Source organism: Alistipes montrealensis, assembly GCF_018362775.1.
GTDB lineage: Bacteria > Bacteroidota > Bacteroidia > Bacteroidales > Rikenellaceae > Alistipes > Alistipes montrealensis.
Genome location: NZ_JAGYXY010000002.1, coordinates 481,090 through 498,299 on the forward strand (window position 1 = coordinate 481,090; position 17,210 = coordinate 498,299).

Here is a 17,210-nt window from a genome sequence, read left to right on the forward strand (position 1 = left end):
ATGTTCTACCATCTTTTCAGGTATCTGGACGAGGTTTATAACCTTCCCGGCTCGGGAATGTTCCAGTACATCTCCTTTCGTGCCGCGGCAGCCATTATCCTGTCGCTGCTGATCGTCATTATCTTCGGACGTTCGATCATCGACTTTCTGCGCCGCAAGCAGATCGGCGAAGATATCCGCGACCTCGGACTTCAGGGCCAACTGCAAAAAAAGGGAACCCCTACGATGGGCGGCGTCATCATCCTCATCGCCATCCTGGTCCCGATGCTGCTCGTCGGAAAACTCGACAACGTCTACATCCAACTGCTGCTCGTGTCGACCGTGTGGCTCGGACTGATCGGCGGCCTGGACGACTACATCAAGGTTTTCCGCCACAAGAAGGAGGGCCTGAACGGCCGTTTCAAGATTGTGGGACAGGTGGGCCTCGGTATCATCGTCGGAACGACGATGTGGCTTTCGCCCGATATCGTCGTCCGCGACAAGGTTACGCAGCCCGTGCAGACGGTCTACCTGAACGAGGACGGCACGGTGCTCGAAACTGTTCAGCGCCACGTTGTTATCAGTTCTGAGAGCCTCAAGACCACGCAGACGACCATTCCTTTCGTCAAAAACAACGAGTTCGACTACGGCTGGCTGACAGGCGGAAACAGTACCGCCACGTGGATTCTCTATGTGCTGGTGGCGATTTTCGTGGTGACGGCCGTATCGAACGGCGCCAACCTCACCGACGGACTCGACGGACTGGCTACGGGCGTTTCGGTCCCGATCGTCGCCGTGCTGGGCGTGCTGGCCTATCTTTCGGGTCACATCGTCTATGCCGACTACCTCAATATCATGTATATCCCCGACAGCGGCGAAATGGTGGTCTTCGCCGCGGCGCTGGTGGGTGCGCTGGTGGGCTTTTTGTGGTATAACTCCTTCCCGGCGCAGATTTTCATGGGCGACACGGGGTCGCTGGCCATCGGCGGCGTGATCGCGGTCTTCGCGCTCTGCATCCGCAAGGAACTGCTGCTGCCGCTGCTGTGCGGCGTCTTCCTGGTCGAGAGTTTCTCGGTGATGATGCAGGTCAGCTACTTCAAATACACCAAACGCCGGTACGGCGAGGGGCGGCGAATCCTGCTGATGTCTCCGGTCCATCACCATTACCAGAAAAAGGGTATTTTCGAGACCAAGATCGTCCTTCGCTTCTGGATCATCTCGCTGCTGCTGGCGGCAATTACACTGGTAACGCTGAAGATAAGATAATATGAAAAACATCGTCGTACTGGGCGGGGGAATCAGCGGCTACGGTTCCGCGATCCTTGCCAAAAAGAAGGGGTTTGGGGTCTTCCTCTCCGATGCGGGGCGTATTGCCGACCGCTACAAGGCCAAGTTGGACGAGTGGGAGGTTCCCTACGAGGAGGGCGGCCACAGCGAGGAGCGTATTCTCGCGGCTACGGAGGTTGTCAAGTCCCCCGGCATTCCCGACACGGCGCCGATGGTGTGCAAAATCCGCGAAGCGGGAATCCCGGTGATTTCCGAAATGGAGTTTGCGGGCCGCTATCTGGGCAAGGCCAAATGTATCTGTATCACCGGTTCGAACGGCAAGACTACCACTACGTCGCTCATCTACAAGATCATGCGCGACGCAGGCGAGAACGTTGCGCTGGGAGGCAACATCGGCGAGAGTTTCGCCTATTCGGTCGCGACGGGCGAATATGACTGGTATGTGCTGGAACTGAGCTCGTTCCAGCTCGACGGCATGTATAAGTTCCGGGCACACGTGGGCGTGTTGATGAACATTACGCCCGATCACCTCGACCGCTATGACCACTGTTTTCAGAATTATGCCGATGCGAAGATGCGCATCACGCAGAACATGACCTCGCGCGACTGGTTCGTCTATTCGGGCGACGACGAGGTGATCTGGAACGAGCTTCCGAAATACGATTTGAGGATGCGCCAACTGCCCTTTGCGGCTAAAAACGCCGTGGCGAGCGGCGCGGGCGATGCGTTCCTCTGCGACGGGAAATTCACTGCGACGGCCGGAAAGGTATCGGTCGAGATCGACACGGCGAAAATGCAGATCAAGGGCCTCCATAACGCTTACAATGCCATGGCGGCGGCCCTTGCGACCCTTGCGGCGGGCGTTGCCCCGGCGAAAATCCGCAAATCGCTCTACGACTTTGCACCCGTCGAACACCGCCTCGAACCCGTGGCGGAGAAGGAGGGCGTGCTGTGGATCAACGATTCGAAGGCCACGAACGTCGATTCGGTTTACTACGCGCTGGAGAGCATGACGCGTCCCGTGGTGTGGATCGCCGGAGGCACGGACAAAGGCAACGATTACGAACCCCTCAAGGCGTTCGCGGGTGCGAAGGTGCACACACTGGTCTGCATGGGACTCGACAACGCCAAACTGATCCGGGAATTTACGGGCGTGGTTCCCGAGGTGGTTTCGACCGACTCGCTCGAAGCGGCCATGGCGGCCTCGAAGGCGGCTGCACGTCCGGGCGACGTGGTACTGCTGTCGCCGGCCTGCGCGAGCTTCGACCTCTTCAGGAACTACGAGAACCGCGGGGAACTGTTTAAAAACTGGGTCAAAGAAAAAGCATAACCGATGCTACGGGACGAGAGCAGAGCCGATGAGCAGGCGACGGCCGAACTGGCGCGCGACGCCGCGCCGCGCGGTGGCAGACGAACTTCGGGGGGCGGTAAAGCGGCCTCCGCGGACGATGCTGTCTGCGGAGCGGAGACGGCCGCCGAAAAACCCAAATTCCGGATCTTCAACGGTGACCGCGTGCTGTGGATCATCGTTGCCGCGCTGGCAGTGATCTCGGTGCTGGTGGTCTACTCATCGACGGCCAAGATGGCTTACGACGCCCATACGGCCCGTACGACGGCACATTTCCTGCGTCAGCAACTGATGCTCCTGGTCGTCAGCCTCCTTATCATGGTCGCCGTGCAGAAAATCAACTGCCGCATTTACAACCTTTTCGCCCGGCCGGCTTATTTCCTTTCGGTGGCGCTCACCGTCGCCGTCTACTTCATCGGTGCAACGACCAACGGCGCGGCGCGCTGGATTCCGCTCGGCCCCTTCCAGTTCCAGCCTTCCGAGGCGCTGAAGGTCGCCACGGTGCTGTTCCTGGCCCAGCAACTCGCCGGGCGGCAGTCGAAGATCGACAAAATCCGGATCGTGCCGTCGTGGAAGTTCTGGACGTGGCGTTCGTCGCCCGAGCAGCGGAAAATCTGGCGCGAAGGGACGCGGCCGATTCTGTTGCCGGTCGCTGTTTCGGCAATGGTGATCTTTCCGGCGCATACCTCGTCGGCCGTGCTGGTGTGCCTGGCTTCGTGGGTGATGATGCTGATCGGCCGTGTCCGGTTCGGGGAACTGATGAAACTGGTGGGATGGGGCATTGCGGCCATCGTCGTCATCATGTCGCTGAACCTCGGGCGCAGCGAAACAGCCGAAGGGCGTGTTTCGACGTGGATTCACCTCTGGACCAAGTCGCAGACCGCGAAACCCATCGAACACCTTTCCGACACAGAACGTTCGATGATCGCCATTTACAACGGCGGTATTCTGGGCGAAGGCGCCGGACAGAGTGCGATGCGCGTGGAGATGATCCACCCCGAGAGTGACTACGCCTACGCCTTTTTCGTCGAGGAGTACGGCTTTATCCTGGCCGTGTTGCTGCTGATGCTCTATCTGTGGGTCTTCTTCCGGGGAATCGAGATATTCCGGCGGTGCGGAACCGCTTTTCCGGGATTGCTCGTGCTGGGGCTTGCGCTGCTGATCACGTGCCAGGCGCTGCTGCACATCATGGTGACGGTCAATCTGATCCCCGAAACGGGCCAGACTCTGCCGCTGATCTCGCGCGGCGGCTCGTCGATGCTCTTCACGATGATCGCCTTCGGGATGATTTTGAGCGTCAGCCGCCAGAACGACGAACAGTCGCACGACCGGCCGAAAAATGAAACGTTGTACGAAAAATAGTTGAATCCCGATGAAACGTTTGCTGTATCTGCTCTTTGCTGCGGTGGCCGTAACGGCCTGCGCTCCCGCTGTTCCCGCCGGCGAATTTTTGATCGCCGGGAAGATAGAGAATGTGCCTGACAGCGCGGTGGTCTTTCTGTATGAAATGCGGGGGAGGATATTGCAGGAGATAGCCGTGGATACACTCGTCGATGGGAAATTTTCCTTCCGGGATACGGTGGCTTTTCCGAAACGGGTGTTGCTCTACGCCGAGGGTGAAGGTTATCCGAACTGGCTGTTCGAAGTCTGGGTGGCTCCCGGCAAGCGTGTGAATGTTAAGGGGCGGGATAAGATGATCGGACTTTGGGATGTTTCGTCGGAAATACCGGAACAGCAGGAGGAGAACGCTTATCTTGTCCGGGTCGTTCCGGAGATGCGTGAAATGATGCTGTTGATGGCCGATGCGCCCGAAGAGCCTTTTTCAAATCGGAAGGATTCCTTGTATAAGGGGTTGTTGAGTCGGATCACGGCTAAGACCGTCTGTTACATGCAGACGGCCCCCGTAACGACGGTCTGGATAAATAAACTGGTCGAATATGCCGGATCTTTGCAGTATGGAATCGGGACGGGCTGCAAGGCGGAGATGCTTGCGCTTTACGATCGGATGTCCGCAGAGCAACGACAGTCCCAGAAAGGGCAACTGATTGATGCCTGTCTCAATCCGCCTCCGGCGATCGGCATTGGCGATGAGATGGTGGACGGCGACCTGTATGATGTGGATGGAAATCGGCATCGCCTGTCGGAATTTGCCGGGAAATACCTCCTGCTCGATTTCTGGAGTGCGGGCTGCGGTCCGTGTGTGCAGGCGATTCCCGAATTGAAGGAGATCGGCGAACGCTACAAAGATCGGGTCGAAGTCGTGAGCATCAGCCAGGACCCGGAACGGGAGTGGAAGGAGTTCGTCGCCGGGAGGCAGTTGACAGGAAACCAGTGGAACCAGCTTCTTGAGGGTAATATCGGTCTCGGGGCCAGTTATCGGGTGAAGGGAATCCCGCACTTCGTATTGATCGCTCCCGACGGCCGGGTGCAGGATATATGGGTCGGTTACGGCAAGGGAAGCCTGCTGGAGAAAATAGCGGAAAACATAAAGTAATATGGAAGATATTCGATTGGACAAATATCTTTGGGCGGTGCGTATTTTCAAGACCCGCAGCGATGCCGCCGATGCCGTGCGCAATAATAAGGTGACGGTCAACGGGGTTTATGCCAAGCCTTCGCGCGAGGTGAAGACCGGCGACGTGATTGCCGTGCGTAAGTTGCAGGTGACCTATTCTTATAAAGTCCTCGATCTGGTGTCGAGCCGCCAGCCGGCGAAAAACGTCCCGTTGTACTGCCTCAACATCACCCCGCAGGAGGAGTTGGACAAACTCAACGTCCCGCGCGAGACGATCTTCGTCGTTCGCGACCGCGGTACGGGCCGCCCGACCAAAAAGGAGCGGCGGGAACTGGACGGACTGATGGACGAGGTTTACTACGACGAAGATGAATGAAAAAAGCGGCTTTCGGCCGCTTTTTCCTGTTTGATGCGAGCCGCTCTTCCCGTTCGGGAATGGTCGCGGCCCTGTCGGATACCTGTTTTTTGAGTTACTTCTTGTTGAAAAAGTTCATCGTCATGGCTGTTCCGACGGTCGCGAACGACCGGACGGCGTCGACAAAGACCTTCAGTCGGTCGGGCATGGCCTTCTGTTCCTCGTCGGTCCACTCCCCGAGCACGTAGTCTACCTGGTGTCCCTTCGGAAAGTCGCCGCCTACGCCGAAACGCATCCGGGCGTACTCCTCCGTGCCGAGCAGTTCGGAGATATTCTTTAGGCCGTTGTGGCCTCCGGCGCTCCCCTTCGGGCGCAGGCGCAGCGTGCCGAACGGCAGCGCGATGTCGTCCGAGATGACGAGCAGGTTCTCCTGCGGAATCTTTTCGGTGTCCATCCAGTAACGGACGGCCTTGCCCGAGAGATTCATGTAGGTCGAGGGTTTCAGCAACACCAGTGTCCGCCCCTTGTACTTCGCTTCGGCCACATCGCCGTAACGTTGGGTGGTAAAAACAGCGTTGGACGCCTCTGCAAGGGCGTCCAACACGTTGAAACCGATGTTGTGACGGGTTCCGGCGTACTCGGCGCCGATATTCCCGAGCCCAACAATGAGGTATTTCATACTCCTTCGGCCGGCTTATTTCGCAGCCTCGGCAGCACCGCGCGACGCACGGGTTACGCGAACGGCGCAGACAGCGGTCGTAGCAGGGGTAACGAACTTCAGGTTCTCGATATCGAGGTCGCCGACGAAGATGGTCTTGCCTACACCCAGCTCCGTAACGTCTACGACGATTTCGTCGGGCAGGTTCTCGACCAGTGCGCTGACGACCAGCTTGCGGGCCGACAGGGCCAGCTTACCGCCGACTTTCACACCCTCGGCGTTGCCGGTCAGGCGTACCGGGATGGCGATCGAAACGGGTTTGCCGTCGGCGATACGGTAGAAATCCAGGTGGAGAATCTCCTCGCGGATGGGGTGGAACTGAGCCTCGCGCAGCACAGCCTTCTCTTTTTTGCCTTCGAGGTCGAATTCTACGATGTAGGAGTTCGGGGTGTAGATCAGGGGTTTGATCTCGCGGGGATCGACCGAAAAGCTTTCCGTCTCACCATTGCCGCACAGTACGCAGGGGACCATGCCTTCGCGGCGTACCGCTTTGGCTGCTTTCTTGCCGAAATCGGCGCGCTTTACAGCCTTTACCGAAATAGTTTTCATAATTTGTTTTGTTTTTTAATGTGTTACCTTCGGCGGTTCTCAATGCGGCCTCTGCGGACCGCATCCCATTTCCGCCTGCTTTGGGAGCGCAAAGTTAGTGTAAATAATTAAAAATGAAAAATTAGCGCCCGAAAAATCACTGTCTGCCGGTAAAAACAAGGGGAGGAGTTGCTGCTCCGCCCCTTGAAAAAGATCTTTTGCGTCCGGTTATTCGATTCCGCGGATGTGTTTCTCCCAGGCCCAGGCGGCGCGGAGCGTTTCGTCGAGCGAACGCTCGGCTTTCCAGCCCAGTTCGTTGTTGGCCAGGGCCGGATCGGCCCAGATGGCGATGATGTCGCCCGCGCGGCGCGGAGCGATCTTGTAGCAGAGCTTCACGCCGTTGACCTCCTCGAATTTGTGCACCAGCTCCAGTACCGAGACCCCGCGGCCCGTGCCGACGTTGAAAATCTCGTAAGGCTGTTTGTTCTTGTCTTCGATCATGCGGCCGATCGCGGCTACGTGGGCTTTCGCGAGGTCCACAACGTCGATGTAATCGCGGATGCACGATCCGTCGGGCGTCGGATAGTCGTCGCCGAAGACCGAAAGGCACTCGCGCAGTCCGGCGGCGGTCTGCGTGATGAAAGGCACGAGGTTCTGCGGCACGCCGCGCGGCAGTTCGCCGATCAGGGCCGAAGGATGTGCGCCGATGGGGTTGAAATAACGCAGCGCGATGCCCTTCATGCCGGGATAGGCGGTGAGCGAATCGCGCAGGATGTCTTCGCACATCTGCTTGGTGTTGCCGTAGGGCGAGGTCGCCGGCTTGCGGGGCGTCTGCTCGGTTACGGGCTGCTTCTCGGGTTCGCCGTACACGGTGCACGACGATGAGAAAACGATGTTCCGGCGGCCGAATTCACGCATCAGGCCGATGACGTTCATGAACGAGGTGAGGTTATTGCCGTAGTATTCGAGCGGCTTCTGGACCGATTCGCCCACGGCTTTCGATGCCGCGAAGTGGATCACCGAGTCGAACTCGTATTGTTCGAAGACCTTGCGGAAAGCCGCGCGGTCGCAGCAGTCCACCTCGACGAAGGGTATGTCGACGCCCGTGATCTTGCGCACGCCTTCGACGGCGTTGAGGTCGCTGTTCGAAAGGTTATCGACGATCACTACGTCGTAACCCGCGTTGATGAGTTCCACGGAGGTATGCGAGCCGATGTAGCCGGCTCCGCCGCTGACCAATACACACGATTTTTTCATAAGGAAGCTGATTGTTATTTGAGCAACAAAGATATTATTTTTTTATACGGCGGCAAAGAAAATGCCGTTGAAAAAACGACTCCGGGATATTGAAGCCCGGCGCTGATAACAAATTGTAACCCGTATCGTGAAAAAAGCATTCGGAACGTATCGGTTTTCAAAAAATTATCGTACATTTGTAACAAATCGACACTTTGCAATCGGAATTTCATCAAAAAATTAACGGATATGTACGGGAAAATCAAAGAGTACCTGCAGCATGAACTCGCCGAAATCGAGGCCGCAGGGCTTTACAAACGGGAAAGGATCATCGCTTCGCCCCAGCGGGCCGAGATCGAGGTTGCAGGTCGGAAGGTGCTTAATTTCTGTGCCAACAATTATCTCGGTCTCTCGGACAATCCGCGGCTGATCGAGGCTGCCAAACGCGCCATGGACAACCGGGGTTACGGCATGTCGTCGGTGCGCTTCATCTGCGGCTGCCAAGATATCCACAAAGAGCTGGAAAAGGTTATCGCCGACTATTTCGGCACGGAAGATACGATCCTTTACGCCGCCTGCTTCGACGCCAACGGCGGTATGTTCGAACCTCTCTTCTCGGAGGAGGACGCCATTATTTCCGATTCGCTCAACCATGCTTCGATCATCGACGGCGTGCGCCTGTGCAAGGCCGTGCGTTATCGTTACGCCAATGCCGACATGGGCGAACTGGAGGAGTGCCTGAAGAAGGCCCAGGCCCAGCGTTTCCGCATCGTCGTCACCGACGGCGTCTTCTCGATGGACGGCAACGCTGCGCCGCTCGACAAAATCTGCGCTTTGGCCGCGAAGTACGACGCGCTGGTGATGGTCGACGAGTGCCACTCGGCAGGCGTGCTGGGCAAGACTGGCCGCGGCATCACCGAACTGTACGACCTGCGCGGGCAGGTGGACATCCTCACGGGTACGCTCGGCAAGGCCTTCGGCGGTGCTGTGGGCGGATTCACCACGGGCCGCAAGGAGATAATCGACATGCTGCGCCAGCGTTCGCGTCCCTACCTCTTCTCCAACTCGCTGCCCCCTGCCGTGGTGGGCGCCGGGATCGAGACCTTCAAGATGCTCGCCGAGAGCAACGAAATCCATGACCGCCTCGTGGCCAACGTCGAGCATTTCCGGGCCGGGATGATGGCTGCGGGCTTCGACATCAAACCTACGCAGTCGGCCATCTGCGCCGTGATGCTCTACGACGCCAAGTTGTCGCAGGAGTTTGCCGCGAAGTTGCAGGACGAAGGCGTTTTCGTCACGGGTTTCTACTACCCGGTGGTTCCGAAGGGCCAGGCGCGCATCCGCGTGCAGGTATCGGCGGGCCACACGACCGAACACCTCGACCGCTGCATCGCCGCCTTCACGAAGGTCGGCAAAGAATTGAACGTAATCAAATAAATTTACCGCTATGGCTAAAACCGCATTGGACGCGATCGATCGCAAGATTCTCAAATACCTCATTAAGAATGCGCGCATGCCTTTCCTGGAGATCGCCCGCGAATGCGGAATCTCCGGCGCTGCCATCCACCAGCGCATCCGCAAGCTCGACGAGTCGGGCGTGATTCTCGGAAGCCGGCTGATCGTCGACCCCAAGATGATGGGTTTCGATGTCTGCGCCCACATCAGCATCACGTTAAAGGACCCGCAGTTGCTCAAACAGACCGTCGAGGAGCTGCGGAAGGTTCCCGAAATCGTGGAGTGCCACTTCATCACCGGCAACGGCAATATCCTGGTGAAACTCTACTGCGTGGATAACGAACACCTGATGCGGACGATTTTCGACGGTATCCTGCGTATCCAGGGAATTGCGACGACGGAAACCAACATTTCGTTGCAGGAGGTGTTCCAGCGCGAGGTGAATATCGATTTTATCGACGAATAGCGCAGGTATCCCTGCATTTGTACGTAAGGCACGGAGGGGTTCCCATCCGTGCCTTGCTTCGTTTGCGAGGGGCCGGGCCTTTACGGGGTTCGCCGGGGATCGGTCCGCGGTCATGCAAAACCCCTCCTGGAGGGGAGGGGTTTTGAACGGGTTGGACAAAATGTTGTCCGGAGCGGTTATTTGTTGAAGACGGGCCGGTCTACGGATTGGGATGTCGGCTGCTGGCCCGGCGAAACGGGCCAGCCGTCCACCCAGTTGATCCGGTCGAGCATCAGGCATCGGTAGTCCTTGTCGTTGGGATAGGCGTGATAGAGAATCCAGTCCTGTCCGGCATCGTCGGTGATGATGCGCGAACAGTGTCCCGGCGAGGAGAATGTGCTGTTGCCTTTCAGCACCAGCTCGTGGTGGACGCTCATCATGTCGTTTCCGTTCTTATCCACATAGGGACCGAAAACACTTTGCGACCTGCCGACGACAATCCGGTAAGTGCCGCCTTTCGAATAATCGCCCGTCGAAACGATCAGGTAATACCAGTTGTCCCTTTTCAGGACGACGGAAGCCTCGTACTGGCCTCCGGCCACCTCCCGGCGTTTCTGGGTGGCCTTGTTCTTGATGGCCGTTCCGTCCTCGGTCAGTTCGAGAACGCTGATGCTGCGGAAGCTGCCCCAGAACAGGTAATTCCGGCCATCCTCCTGATAGAGGTAGGCGTCGATGGAAATTTCTACGCCCTGTTCGTTGCTGTCGATCAGTTTCCCGAGATCCGTGAACGGTCCTGTGGGCGAGTCGGAGACGGCGACGCCGATGGCGTGTTTGTAATTCTTACCCGGCTGGGAGTAGTAAATCACGTATTTATTGCCGACTTTATTGACCGAGGGCGCCCAGATCCCGGCGTCCTGATCGGTGATCTGGGGATGGGTGGAGTCCGTAAAGAGCGAACCGACGCGTGTCCAACTGATCAGGTCGGGCGAACGCATGATCGGACTGTTCTTCATGTCGGGGTCGTTGCGTTTATGTTCGGTGGCGTAGAGGTAGAAATAACCGTCGTCGCCCCGGATTACGTCGGGGTCGGGCAGCGAGAAGTTCGTGAAGATTGCGTTCGAATAGGCTACCGGAAGCGTTGTCACGGTTAATTGGTATTGCTCCGAAGCCAGCCATGCGTTGTCTTCCACGTTGCACCGCACCGTCCAGACGAGCGGAAGGGTTTCGCTTCCGCTTTCCGCATGGGCGTCGAAGAGCTTGCGGACCTCTTCCTTCGAGAGGTCGAATTCGGTTTTCCCGGCCAGGTCGAACGAGGCCAGGGGTGCGCTGAAGTCGCCGCCCTTTCGGTCGAACAGCAGGGTGTACGACGGGGTTTTGGTTCCGGAGGTCTTGGCTGCCGACCAACTGAAGTGGAGATTCTCCTCGAGCAGGGTCAGGTCGGCCCTGCTGCCGTTTTCCGGGGTGAAGAGCGCCTCGACGATATACGGCTCCATGGTGTTGGTGACAATCAGCTTGCGGGACTCCTTGCCGCCGTATGTTTTATCGCCCGCAAGCGCGTTTACGGTCCAGATGAGAGATGCCGTGCCGTCCTTCTGGGTTGCTTGGTAGAGGGTTTTCACGTCCTGGTAGGAGAGGGTCAGTTCGGTCTTGCCGCCTGCCGGGAAAGAGGCCGCCGGGGCGGTGAAATCGCCTCCTTCCAGATCGAATATCAGTTCGTATCCGTCGGGTTTGCCGGTGGTACGCTCCCACCAGAACGTGAGGTTCGACAGGGCGTCGAGGTTGACGGAAAGCCCGTTTTTCGGGGCTGTCAGTATGGTTGCCGGTTCCCCGGTTGCCGGCCCGTCGGGGCCGGCCGGAGAAGACTCCGACTGGCTGCATGCCGACAGGATTGTTCCGCAAAGGATTGCGAATGTGCTGATCATTTTATTCATGTGTGTTCTTGAATTCGTGGGTGTAATGTCCCTTGTCGTCGTTCATATAGAGGTACAGGTCGGCATACCACCGTGTCAGGTTGTTGCCGTCGCACAGTGCGTCCGGATATTTGAATGCGGGGTCCCACTGGTTCGCCAGGGAAGGCTGGACGTACCAGTAATCCGCTGCCGTCGAAGCGTTGGGACGATCGCCGTTTGTGGACATGCGTCCGAACGGCTGCGCCTTTCCGTCGATGGTGAATTTGAACTTATACCGTTCGTCGAAACCCCAGCTCGTCTTCTGGAGCGCGATGTTCAGGTTCTTTGCCGCCCATACGCCTTTCCCTTCGTAGGTCATGGCGGTCAGTTTGGAGGTCCAGCAGAAGAAGTGCTCCACGTTGTCTACCGGGACGATATAAGCCTTGCCCGATGTGATGTTGAACCGGATGCGGTAGATGCCCTCTTTCGCTGTGGTTCCTTCGGCTTCGGCGGCCGAGTTGATCTTCTTGACCTGGGTCCCGTCTGCCGTCAGCGTGTAGAAAACGGTTCCGGTAACTGATCGGAAATAGAACTTGCTTCCGGCGCCGAGTTTGGTGAAAATTTCGTATTTGTAATCCTGGTTCTTGAAAGCGTCGACTTCGCCCGACTGGCCGATGGAGGTGTTGTAGGAGGCCGAAGTGATGTAGGAGGCCTTCTGTCCGGCCTCGCTTCCCGTGCCGTCGATATACAGGGGATCGCCGTCGGCGAATGCCTTCACCTCGACCGGATTAACGAACTCGTGGGTATAGTGTCCCTTGTCGGCGTTCATATAGAGTCTGACATCTGCACACCATTTGGCAAGGTTCGAATCGTCGCAGAGCCAGGCCGGATACTTGAATACCCAGTGGTCCCATCCCGTATACGAAAGCTGCAGGTCCCAGTAGGAGGCATCTTCGCTCTGTCCGGGACGGTTTCCGGTGACGCTGCCCTCGTTGTTTTTCGAGAGGCCCTGAATCTGGTCGATGCCGTCGAGTTTCATGACGAACCGGTAGCGGTCCTCCTTGTAGCTTCCCATGTCCTTGAGGACGATGTTGTAGGACGACAGGGTCCAAAGTCCCTTACCGGCGTAATTCATCACGGCGTCGGTGAACTTGTTCTGGTCATAAGCTCCCCAGGCGAACCGGAGGTTGATGTATTCCACCTTCCGCACGTCGGCCTTCTTTGTTCCGTCGGCCTTGAAGCGGATTCGGTAGATGCCGTCCTGTGCGATTTTGACCTGTGCATCCTCCTCGGTTTCCGTTTCGACGAATCCGTCGGAGGCGGTCGCCTTGAAGAAGTGCGTCTTTTCGTTGTTTTCGTCCGCCGTATAGAAATAATACTTTTCGTTTGCCTTCAGCGAGACGAATACTTCGTAGTAGGGGAAATCCTTCCAGTTCTGGCCGATCTTCTCCATCCGGTCGTGCCAACTGTCGTTGTCCGTTTTGTAATAGCTGTCCGGGATGTAGACCATCTGCTGGCCGGTTTCGGTCGATCCGGGAACCCCGATATAAAGCGCGTCGCCCCCGGTGAATGCGGGAATCTTCTCCTTCGGGATGACCGAGAAGGTGCGAATCTCCTCGGAGATGGTTTTGTTTGCGCCGATCTTGGCATAGACGGCCCATTTCAAATAGTAGCTGTCCCCGTCGGCTGCTACCGGCGAGGCGTCGTAAAGTTCGGTCAGTTTCTCTTTGGTCACCACGGTTTGGGTCGCTGCGAGTGTCTCCTCTCCGGCTTCCAGTTCCACGCTGAGAAGCGGCTCCGAAAAGTCGTTGCCGGCCTGGTCGATCACGAATGTGTAGCTGATGTCCTTTTCACTACCCAGCCATACGGGCTTCGACCAGGAGAAAGTCACATCTCCGGCGAGTTTTTTCAGATTGAAAACGGTCTCTTTCTCGGGTGCGATCAGCGTTTTGACAACCACCTTCGCTACGGTCGTGAACGTGATCAGCCGGGTCTCTTTCGACTGCGTCCTGCCCCGCTCCGAGGTCGTGTAGACCCGCCATGCGAGTTCGGCGGTCTCTCCCGCTTCGTTTTTATTCTCTTCGAAAAGCCGCTGGATGTCCTCGAACTGGAGCGTGTGCGACGTTTCGGTCGTTTCGAACCGCTCTGCCGGAGCGGAGAAGTCGCCGCCGGCCTTGTCGAAGACGAGTTCGTACTTCAGGCCCTCCCCGGCCGATTTCCAATCGAACCGGAGGCCTTCGAACTCTTCGGGGTTTAAAAGTAACGTGTTGACGCTCAGCCCGTCTCTGGGCGCCGCCAGTTTTTCTACGGTTGCCGGTCCTGCCGGGTCCGAATCCGTCTTGTCCGACGAACAGGACACGAGCGTTGCAGCCAGAGCAAACACGGATAATAGGGAATTTTGAAGTGTCATAAGTATGGCTTTTAGTTGGTTTTAATTTGATTTTTATATCGGGAATCAGCCGTTGCCACCTGTGTGGACGGCGGTCCGAGGTAAGAGCGTTTCATGCCTCCGAAATCGATGACGATCTTCTGGATCACCATCCCCGGGTCACCGGTCCGGATGCGGAGCGTGTGGCGGCCCGGCGCGTCGACGTGCAGGACCGATTTGTTCACCACGCTGTTTCGCAGGACGCTTTCGTACCATACCTGGGTGTATTCGGTATGGGATGAAGTGGGGGTCGCGATGGCTCCTCCGTCGATCTGGATACTGTATTTGGTGTCTGTATTCGTATTCTCAGGCAGCTTGAAATCCCGGTCCGCATGGAGCGGAAAGAGCGGAAGAGCGTAGGTGTAGACATCCACCGGGCCGGCGTCGAAACAGTAGAAATCGTATTCTGCCGAAGGGGTGTTCTCGTCCCGGTAGTTTTGCAGGGGTGCAGCAGGGTCGCCGAGTTGAAGGGCGTCGCCGTCGGGGCCTAACCCGGGAACCGGTTTCACGGCGACCTTCCCGTTGCCTGTTATCCGGTGGAAAGCGGCCGCAGGAATCGAAACATATCCGTCGCTTTGGACATAGAGGTTTCCGAGGGCTTCCCGCGTGGGTTCCGCCGGATTGAAGACCGAAACCAGGACCTTTAGGGTTTCGCCCGTTCCCCGGATGGAAATCTCCCCGAGGATATTCTTTCCCGCGGGAACTTTCGTCCAGTCGACGGACACCCCGATCCGCTCTTCGGAGCCGGTCATGCCCGACGCTTTCGAGAGCACGATCCAGTCGTCGGACACCCCGGCTTTCCAGTCGACGCTTCCGCAGCCGGTGTTGTACACCTCGATCCAATGACTTTGGCGCAGGTATTTGTCGAAGACGGGCAATGCCCGAAAACTCCGTATACCGCTTATGTCCTCCCCTTCTACGGCAAGGGCGAGGGATGCCGGGCCGTCAAGGTCGATGTAATGCAGTTCCGGGAGTTTGAAATAGGAACTCGTATGATCGTAGTTCTGCCTCAGGGACATCATATGGCGCCACTTCCCGCCGACAATCGAATTGTATTCCTCCGTGATCAGGACAAGCGAATCGCGGCAGGCTTTGACTTCGTCCGCTGTACGGTTGGCCGATGCGCGGTGCTGACGGGCGTACATCCGGTTCAACTGGCCTTTGAGCGTCATCCGGTTCATCAGTTCGATGCCCCGGAACGGATACCAGACGAGTTGGCAGAAAGCTGCCCGGTATGCCTGCGGAAGCGAATCGTAGCTCTTCCGGGCGTAGCTTCCCAGTTCCGAACAGGCGGCGAGCCGCCGCTGCGCCTCGTCGTAATTGAGGAACGAGAAGTCCGTGTCGGTCGGCTGCTCGCATTGGTTGCCGTAGTGGTTCCAGTGATAACCCCAGCCCATATACTCCGGTTTGCGGCTGAACGCCAGGTTCAGGAATGCAGTGTAGTTCCGGCACAGTTCGTCGTACATCGTTTCGCCGAAAATGGCGCTCAGCCATTTAGCCGGATACTCTACGACGGTTTCCGGCGTGAAGGCGCCGATGTCGTAGCCCATGTCCATGAACAGCGAAACCTGCATTTCGCTGCCTTTCAGGTCGCCGCAGTTGAGCAGCCAGTAGCGGTCGGCTGTCGTGTCGTACGCTTTTTTCAGCTCTTCGTACATCAGTGCCGGCGGCGTGGTGCTGAACCACAGGTAGCTGTGGGGAACCCCGAGATAGGAGACGTGGTAATAGACGCCCGAGCGTCCCGAACGCTGTTGTTCCCGGATGCCGCTCAGCCGCTTGAGGTAGCCGTAGTTGTCGTCGGGCCAGACGATCGTCACCTCGTCGGGAAGTTCCAGTCCGTTGGAATAGATTTCCAACACCTCCTTGTAGGGCGTGAAGACCTGGGGAACCTCCCCGACGGGATCCGAAACCTCCGCGGAGATGATTTTCCGTTGGTCCGCAAGGGCTTCGGAGAGCATCCGGACCTTCTCCTTCACCGGGATTCCGTTCGCCATGACAGCATCGTGCAGGCCCCGGAGCGCCAGCGGGTAAACGTTCTCGTACGGGGAAGCCTCGCGGACCCGTGCGGCCAGAACTTCGTTCATCTTCTCCCGGTTGGCGTCGTAGTCCCATGGTCCCATCGTCTTTTTGTCCCACTCGCCGGCCGTGTTGAGCAGCAGCGGTTCGCAGTGGGTTGCGGTCAGGACGATGGCGAAGGAGTCTGCGACCATCCGGTTCTCGGGAATGCTGTGGAACGGTGTCGATACCGGATGCATGGCCGGAGCGAGCATGTTGCCCTTCAGGCGCAACAACAATTCGCAAACTTTGGAATAGGTGCGCGGCCCGATGTTGCCCCGCTCCTTTTCGAAGGTTTTCGCTGCCCAGGGCGTAAGTCCCCAGTCCTCGTCGTTCAGGAAAATCCCTCTGTACCGGACCGAAGGCTCGGCGGAATAGTGACCGGGGGCGTCGACATACAGCCGCTCGTGTTTTCGGACCGGCACGTCGGCCCACCAGTACCACGGGCTGACACCTGCCTTCTCCGAAAGGGACAGGATGCCGTAGGCTGTGCCCCGGCGGTCGCTTCCGGCGATTACGAGGGCCTCGGAAATTCCCGGGAAAGGTTTCCGGACAGTCCGGATGTGGTACTGTTCCCAGCCGTTCCGGATCGGTTCGAGGTCGATTTTTCCCGCTTCGGCAAGACGTCGGATGGCATCGCAGCCGTCGATGGTTCCGACGATGACGCAACTCTTTACCCCGTCGAGCGAGGTTACGACTTTCGCCGGGATTCCCGTGACGGCCCCGATGTCCGAGGCGAACAGTCCGGCGGATTTCTTCACGACGGGTGCGTCGCTGCCGTCGACATAGACGACCGGCTGCCGGTGCGGTCCGGCGAGATAAAAGACCGACGGAGAGTTCCCTTTCGCAGGAAGCACCGTCACGTCCTTCGCATCCAGCGGGTGGATGCAAAGGACGGAGAGCGCGAATGTGTAAAACAGACTGCGTGTCATACGGTTTTCCTACTTCGTCGGAATGGGGTTGCGTCGGCCG

The 17,210-nt window shown here is 57.9% G+C and carries 13 protein-coding genes; 7 read left to right on the forward strand and 6 right to left on the reverse strand.

Annotated elements, in window-relative coordinates; all coding sequences use genetic code 11:
- The 5 genes from mraY to KG007_RS05110 are packed head-to-tail and all read left to right on the forward strand — an operon-like array spanning position 1 to position 5,505.
- A complete protein-coding gene (mraY, locus tag KG007_RS05090) occupies positions 1–1,245 on the forward strand; it encodes a phospho-N-acetylmuramoyl-pentapeptide-transferase (RefSeq protein ID WP_195459162.1) in 1,245 nt (414 codons plus the stop codon).
- A gap of 1 nt (position 1,246) precedes the next feature.
- On the forward strand, positions 1,247–2,596 hold the full coding sequence (gene murD, locus KG007_RS05095) for a UDP-N-acetylmuramoyl-L-alanine--D-glutamate ligase (RefSeq protein WP_213347578.1): 1,350 nt from the start codon (positions 1,247–1,249) through the stop codon (positions 2,594–2,596).
- Between the two features lie 3 nt (positions 2,597–2,599).
- Entirely contained in the window at positions 2,600–3,976 is a 1,377-nt protein-coding gene (locus tag KG007_RS05100) for an FtsW/RodA/SpoVE family cell cycle protein (RefSeq protein WP_213347579.1), read from the forward strand.
- A 10-nt stretch (positions 3,977–3,986) separates the two neighbouring features.
- Positions 3,987–5,108, forward strand: coding sequence for a TlpA disulfide reductase family protein (locus tag KG007_RS05105; RefSeq protein ID WP_195459154.1), 1,122 nt, complete (start codon positions 3,987–3,989; stop codon positions 5,106–5,108).
- Position 5,109: 1 nt separating this feature from the next.
- Positions 5,110–5,505: an RNA-binding S4 domain-containing protein gene (locus tag KG007_RS05110; RefSeq protein ID WP_213347580.1), complete on the forward strand. Its 396-nt coding sequence runs from the start codon at positions 5,110–5,112 to the stop codon at positions 5,503–5,505.
- 94 nt (positions 5,506–5,599) lie between these two features.
- On the opposite strand, the gene pth is transcribed toward KG007_RS05110, so the two are convergent.
- The 3 genes from pth to galE form a co-directional block, all read right to left on the reverse strand.
- Positions 5,600–6,163 (reverse strand): aminoacyl-tRNA hydrolase, encoded by a 564-nt coding sequence (gene pth, locus KG007_RS05115; RefSeq protein WP_195459149.1) that lies wholly within the window; start codon positions 6,161–6,163, stop codon positions 5,600–5,602.
- A 15-nt stretch (positions 6,164–6,178) separates the two neighbouring features.
- Positions 6,179–6,751, reverse strand: coding sequence for a 50S ribosomal protein L25/general stress protein Ctc (locus tag KG007_RS05120; protein WP_195459146.1), 573 nt, complete (start codon positions 6,749–6,751; stop codon positions 6,179–6,181).
- Positions 6,752–6,958: 207 nt separating this feature from the next.
- A complete protein-coding gene (galE, locus tag KG007_RS05125) occupies positions 6,959–7,987 on the reverse strand; it encodes a UDP-glucose 4-epimerase GalE (RefSeq protein WP_213347581.1) in 1,029 nt (342 codons plus the stop codon).
- A gap of 228 nt (positions 7,988–8,215) precedes the next feature.
- Between galE and kbl the strand changes: the two genes are divergently transcribed.
- Together kbl and KG007_RS05135 are read left to right on the forward strand one after the other, a co-directional pair.
- Positions 8,216–9,403 (forward strand): glycine C-acetyltransferase, encoded by a 1,188-nt coding sequence (gene kbl, locus KG007_RS05130; protein WP_213347582.1) that lies wholly within the window; start codon positions 8,216–8,218, stop codon positions 9,401–9,403.
- A 10-nt stretch (positions 9,404–9,413) separates the two neighbouring features.
- Positions 9,414–9,887 (forward strand): Lrp/AsnC family transcriptional regulator, encoded by a 474-nt coding sequence (locus KG007_RS05135; RefSeq protein WP_195459137.1) that lies wholly within the window; start codon positions 9,414–9,416, stop codon positions 9,885–9,887.
- Positions 9,888–10,063: 176 nt separating this feature from the next.
- Here KG007_RS05135 and KG007_RS05140 read toward each other — a convergent pair whose 3' ends face one another.
- From KG007_RS05140 to KG007_RS05150, 3 genes are read right to left on the reverse strand one after another with little or no spacing between them, the layout of a single operon-like run.
- Positions 10,064–11,797 (reverse strand): family 43 glycosylhydrolase, encoded by a 1,734-nt coding sequence (locus KG007_RS05140; protein WP_213347583.1) that lies wholly within the window; start codon positions 11,795–11,797, stop codon positions 10,064–10,066.
- Entirely contained in the window at positions 11,790–14,165 is a 2,376-nt protein-coding gene (locus tag KG007_RS05145; protein ID WP_213347584.1) for a SusE domain-containing protein, read from the reverse strand. Before KG007_RS05145 ends, KG007_RS05140 begins: the two co-directional genes overlap by 8 nt.
- Before the next feature lie 11 nt (positions 14,166–14,176).
- Positions 14,177–17,170, reverse strand: a complete 2,994-nt coding sequence (locus tag KG007_RS05150) for a glycosyl hydrolase 115 family protein (RefSeq protein ID WP_213347585.1) — start codon at positions 17,168–17,170, stop codon at positions 14,177–14,179.
- Positions 17,171–17,210 lie beyond the last annotated feature (40 nt).

What these genes read in the sequence shown, in the direction of transcription:
- pth (WP_195459149.1), bottom strand. Translation starts at nt 6,163, where the DNA reads ATGAAATACCTCATTGTTGGGCTCGGGAATATCGGCGCCGAGTACGCC.
- KG007_RS05110 (WP_213347580.1), top strand. Translation starts at nt 5,110, where the DNA reads ATGGAAGATATTCGATTGGACAAATATCTTTGGGCGGTGCGTATTTTC.
- mraY (WP_195459162.1), top strand. Translation starts at nt 1, where the DNA reads ATGTTCTACCATCTTTTCAGGTATCTGGACGAGGTTTATAACCTTCCC.
- KG007_RS05135 (WP_195459137.1), top strand. Translation starts at nt 9,414, where the DNA reads ATGGCTAAAACCGCATTGGACGCGATCGATCGCAAGATTCTCAAATAC.
- murD (WP_213347578.1), top strand. Translation starts at nt 1,247, where the DNA reads ATGAAAAACATCGTCGTACTGGGCGGGGGAATCAGCGGCTACGGTTCC.
- KG007_RS05105 (WP_195459154.1), top strand. Translation starts at nt 3,987, where the DNA reads ATGAAACGTTTGCTGTATCTGCTCTTTGCTGCGGTGGCCGTAACGGCC.
- kbl (WP_213347582.1), top strand. Translation starts at nt 8,216, where the DNA reads ATGTACGGGAAAATCAAAGAGTACCTGCAGCATGAACTCGCCGAAATC.
- KG007_RS05150 (WP_213347585.1), bottom strand. Translation starts at nt 17,170, where the DNA reads ATGACACGCAGTCTGTTTTACACATTCGCGCTCTCCGTCCTTTGCATC.
- galE (WP_213347581.1), bottom strand. Translation starts at nt 7,987, where the DNA reads ATGAAAAAATCGTGTGTATTGGTCAGCGGCGGAGCCGGCTACATCGGC.
- KG007_RS05140 (WP_213347583.1), bottom strand. Translation starts at nt 11,797, where the DNA reads ATGAATAAAATGATCAGCACATTCGCAATCCTTTGCGGAACAATCCTG.
- KG007_RS05100 (WP_213347579.1), top strand. Translation starts at nt 2,600, where the DNA reads ATGCTACGGGACGAGAGCAGAGCCGATGAGCAGGCGACGGCCGAACTG.
- KG007_RS05120 (WP_195459146.1), bottom strand. Translation starts at nt 6,751, where the DNA reads ATGAAAACTATTTCGGTAAAGGCTGTAAAGCGCGCCGATTTCGGCAAG.
- KG007_RS05145 (WP_213347584.1), bottom strand. Translation starts at nt 14,165, where the DNA reads ATGACACTTCAAAATTCCCTATTATCCGTGTTTGCTCTGGCTGCAACG.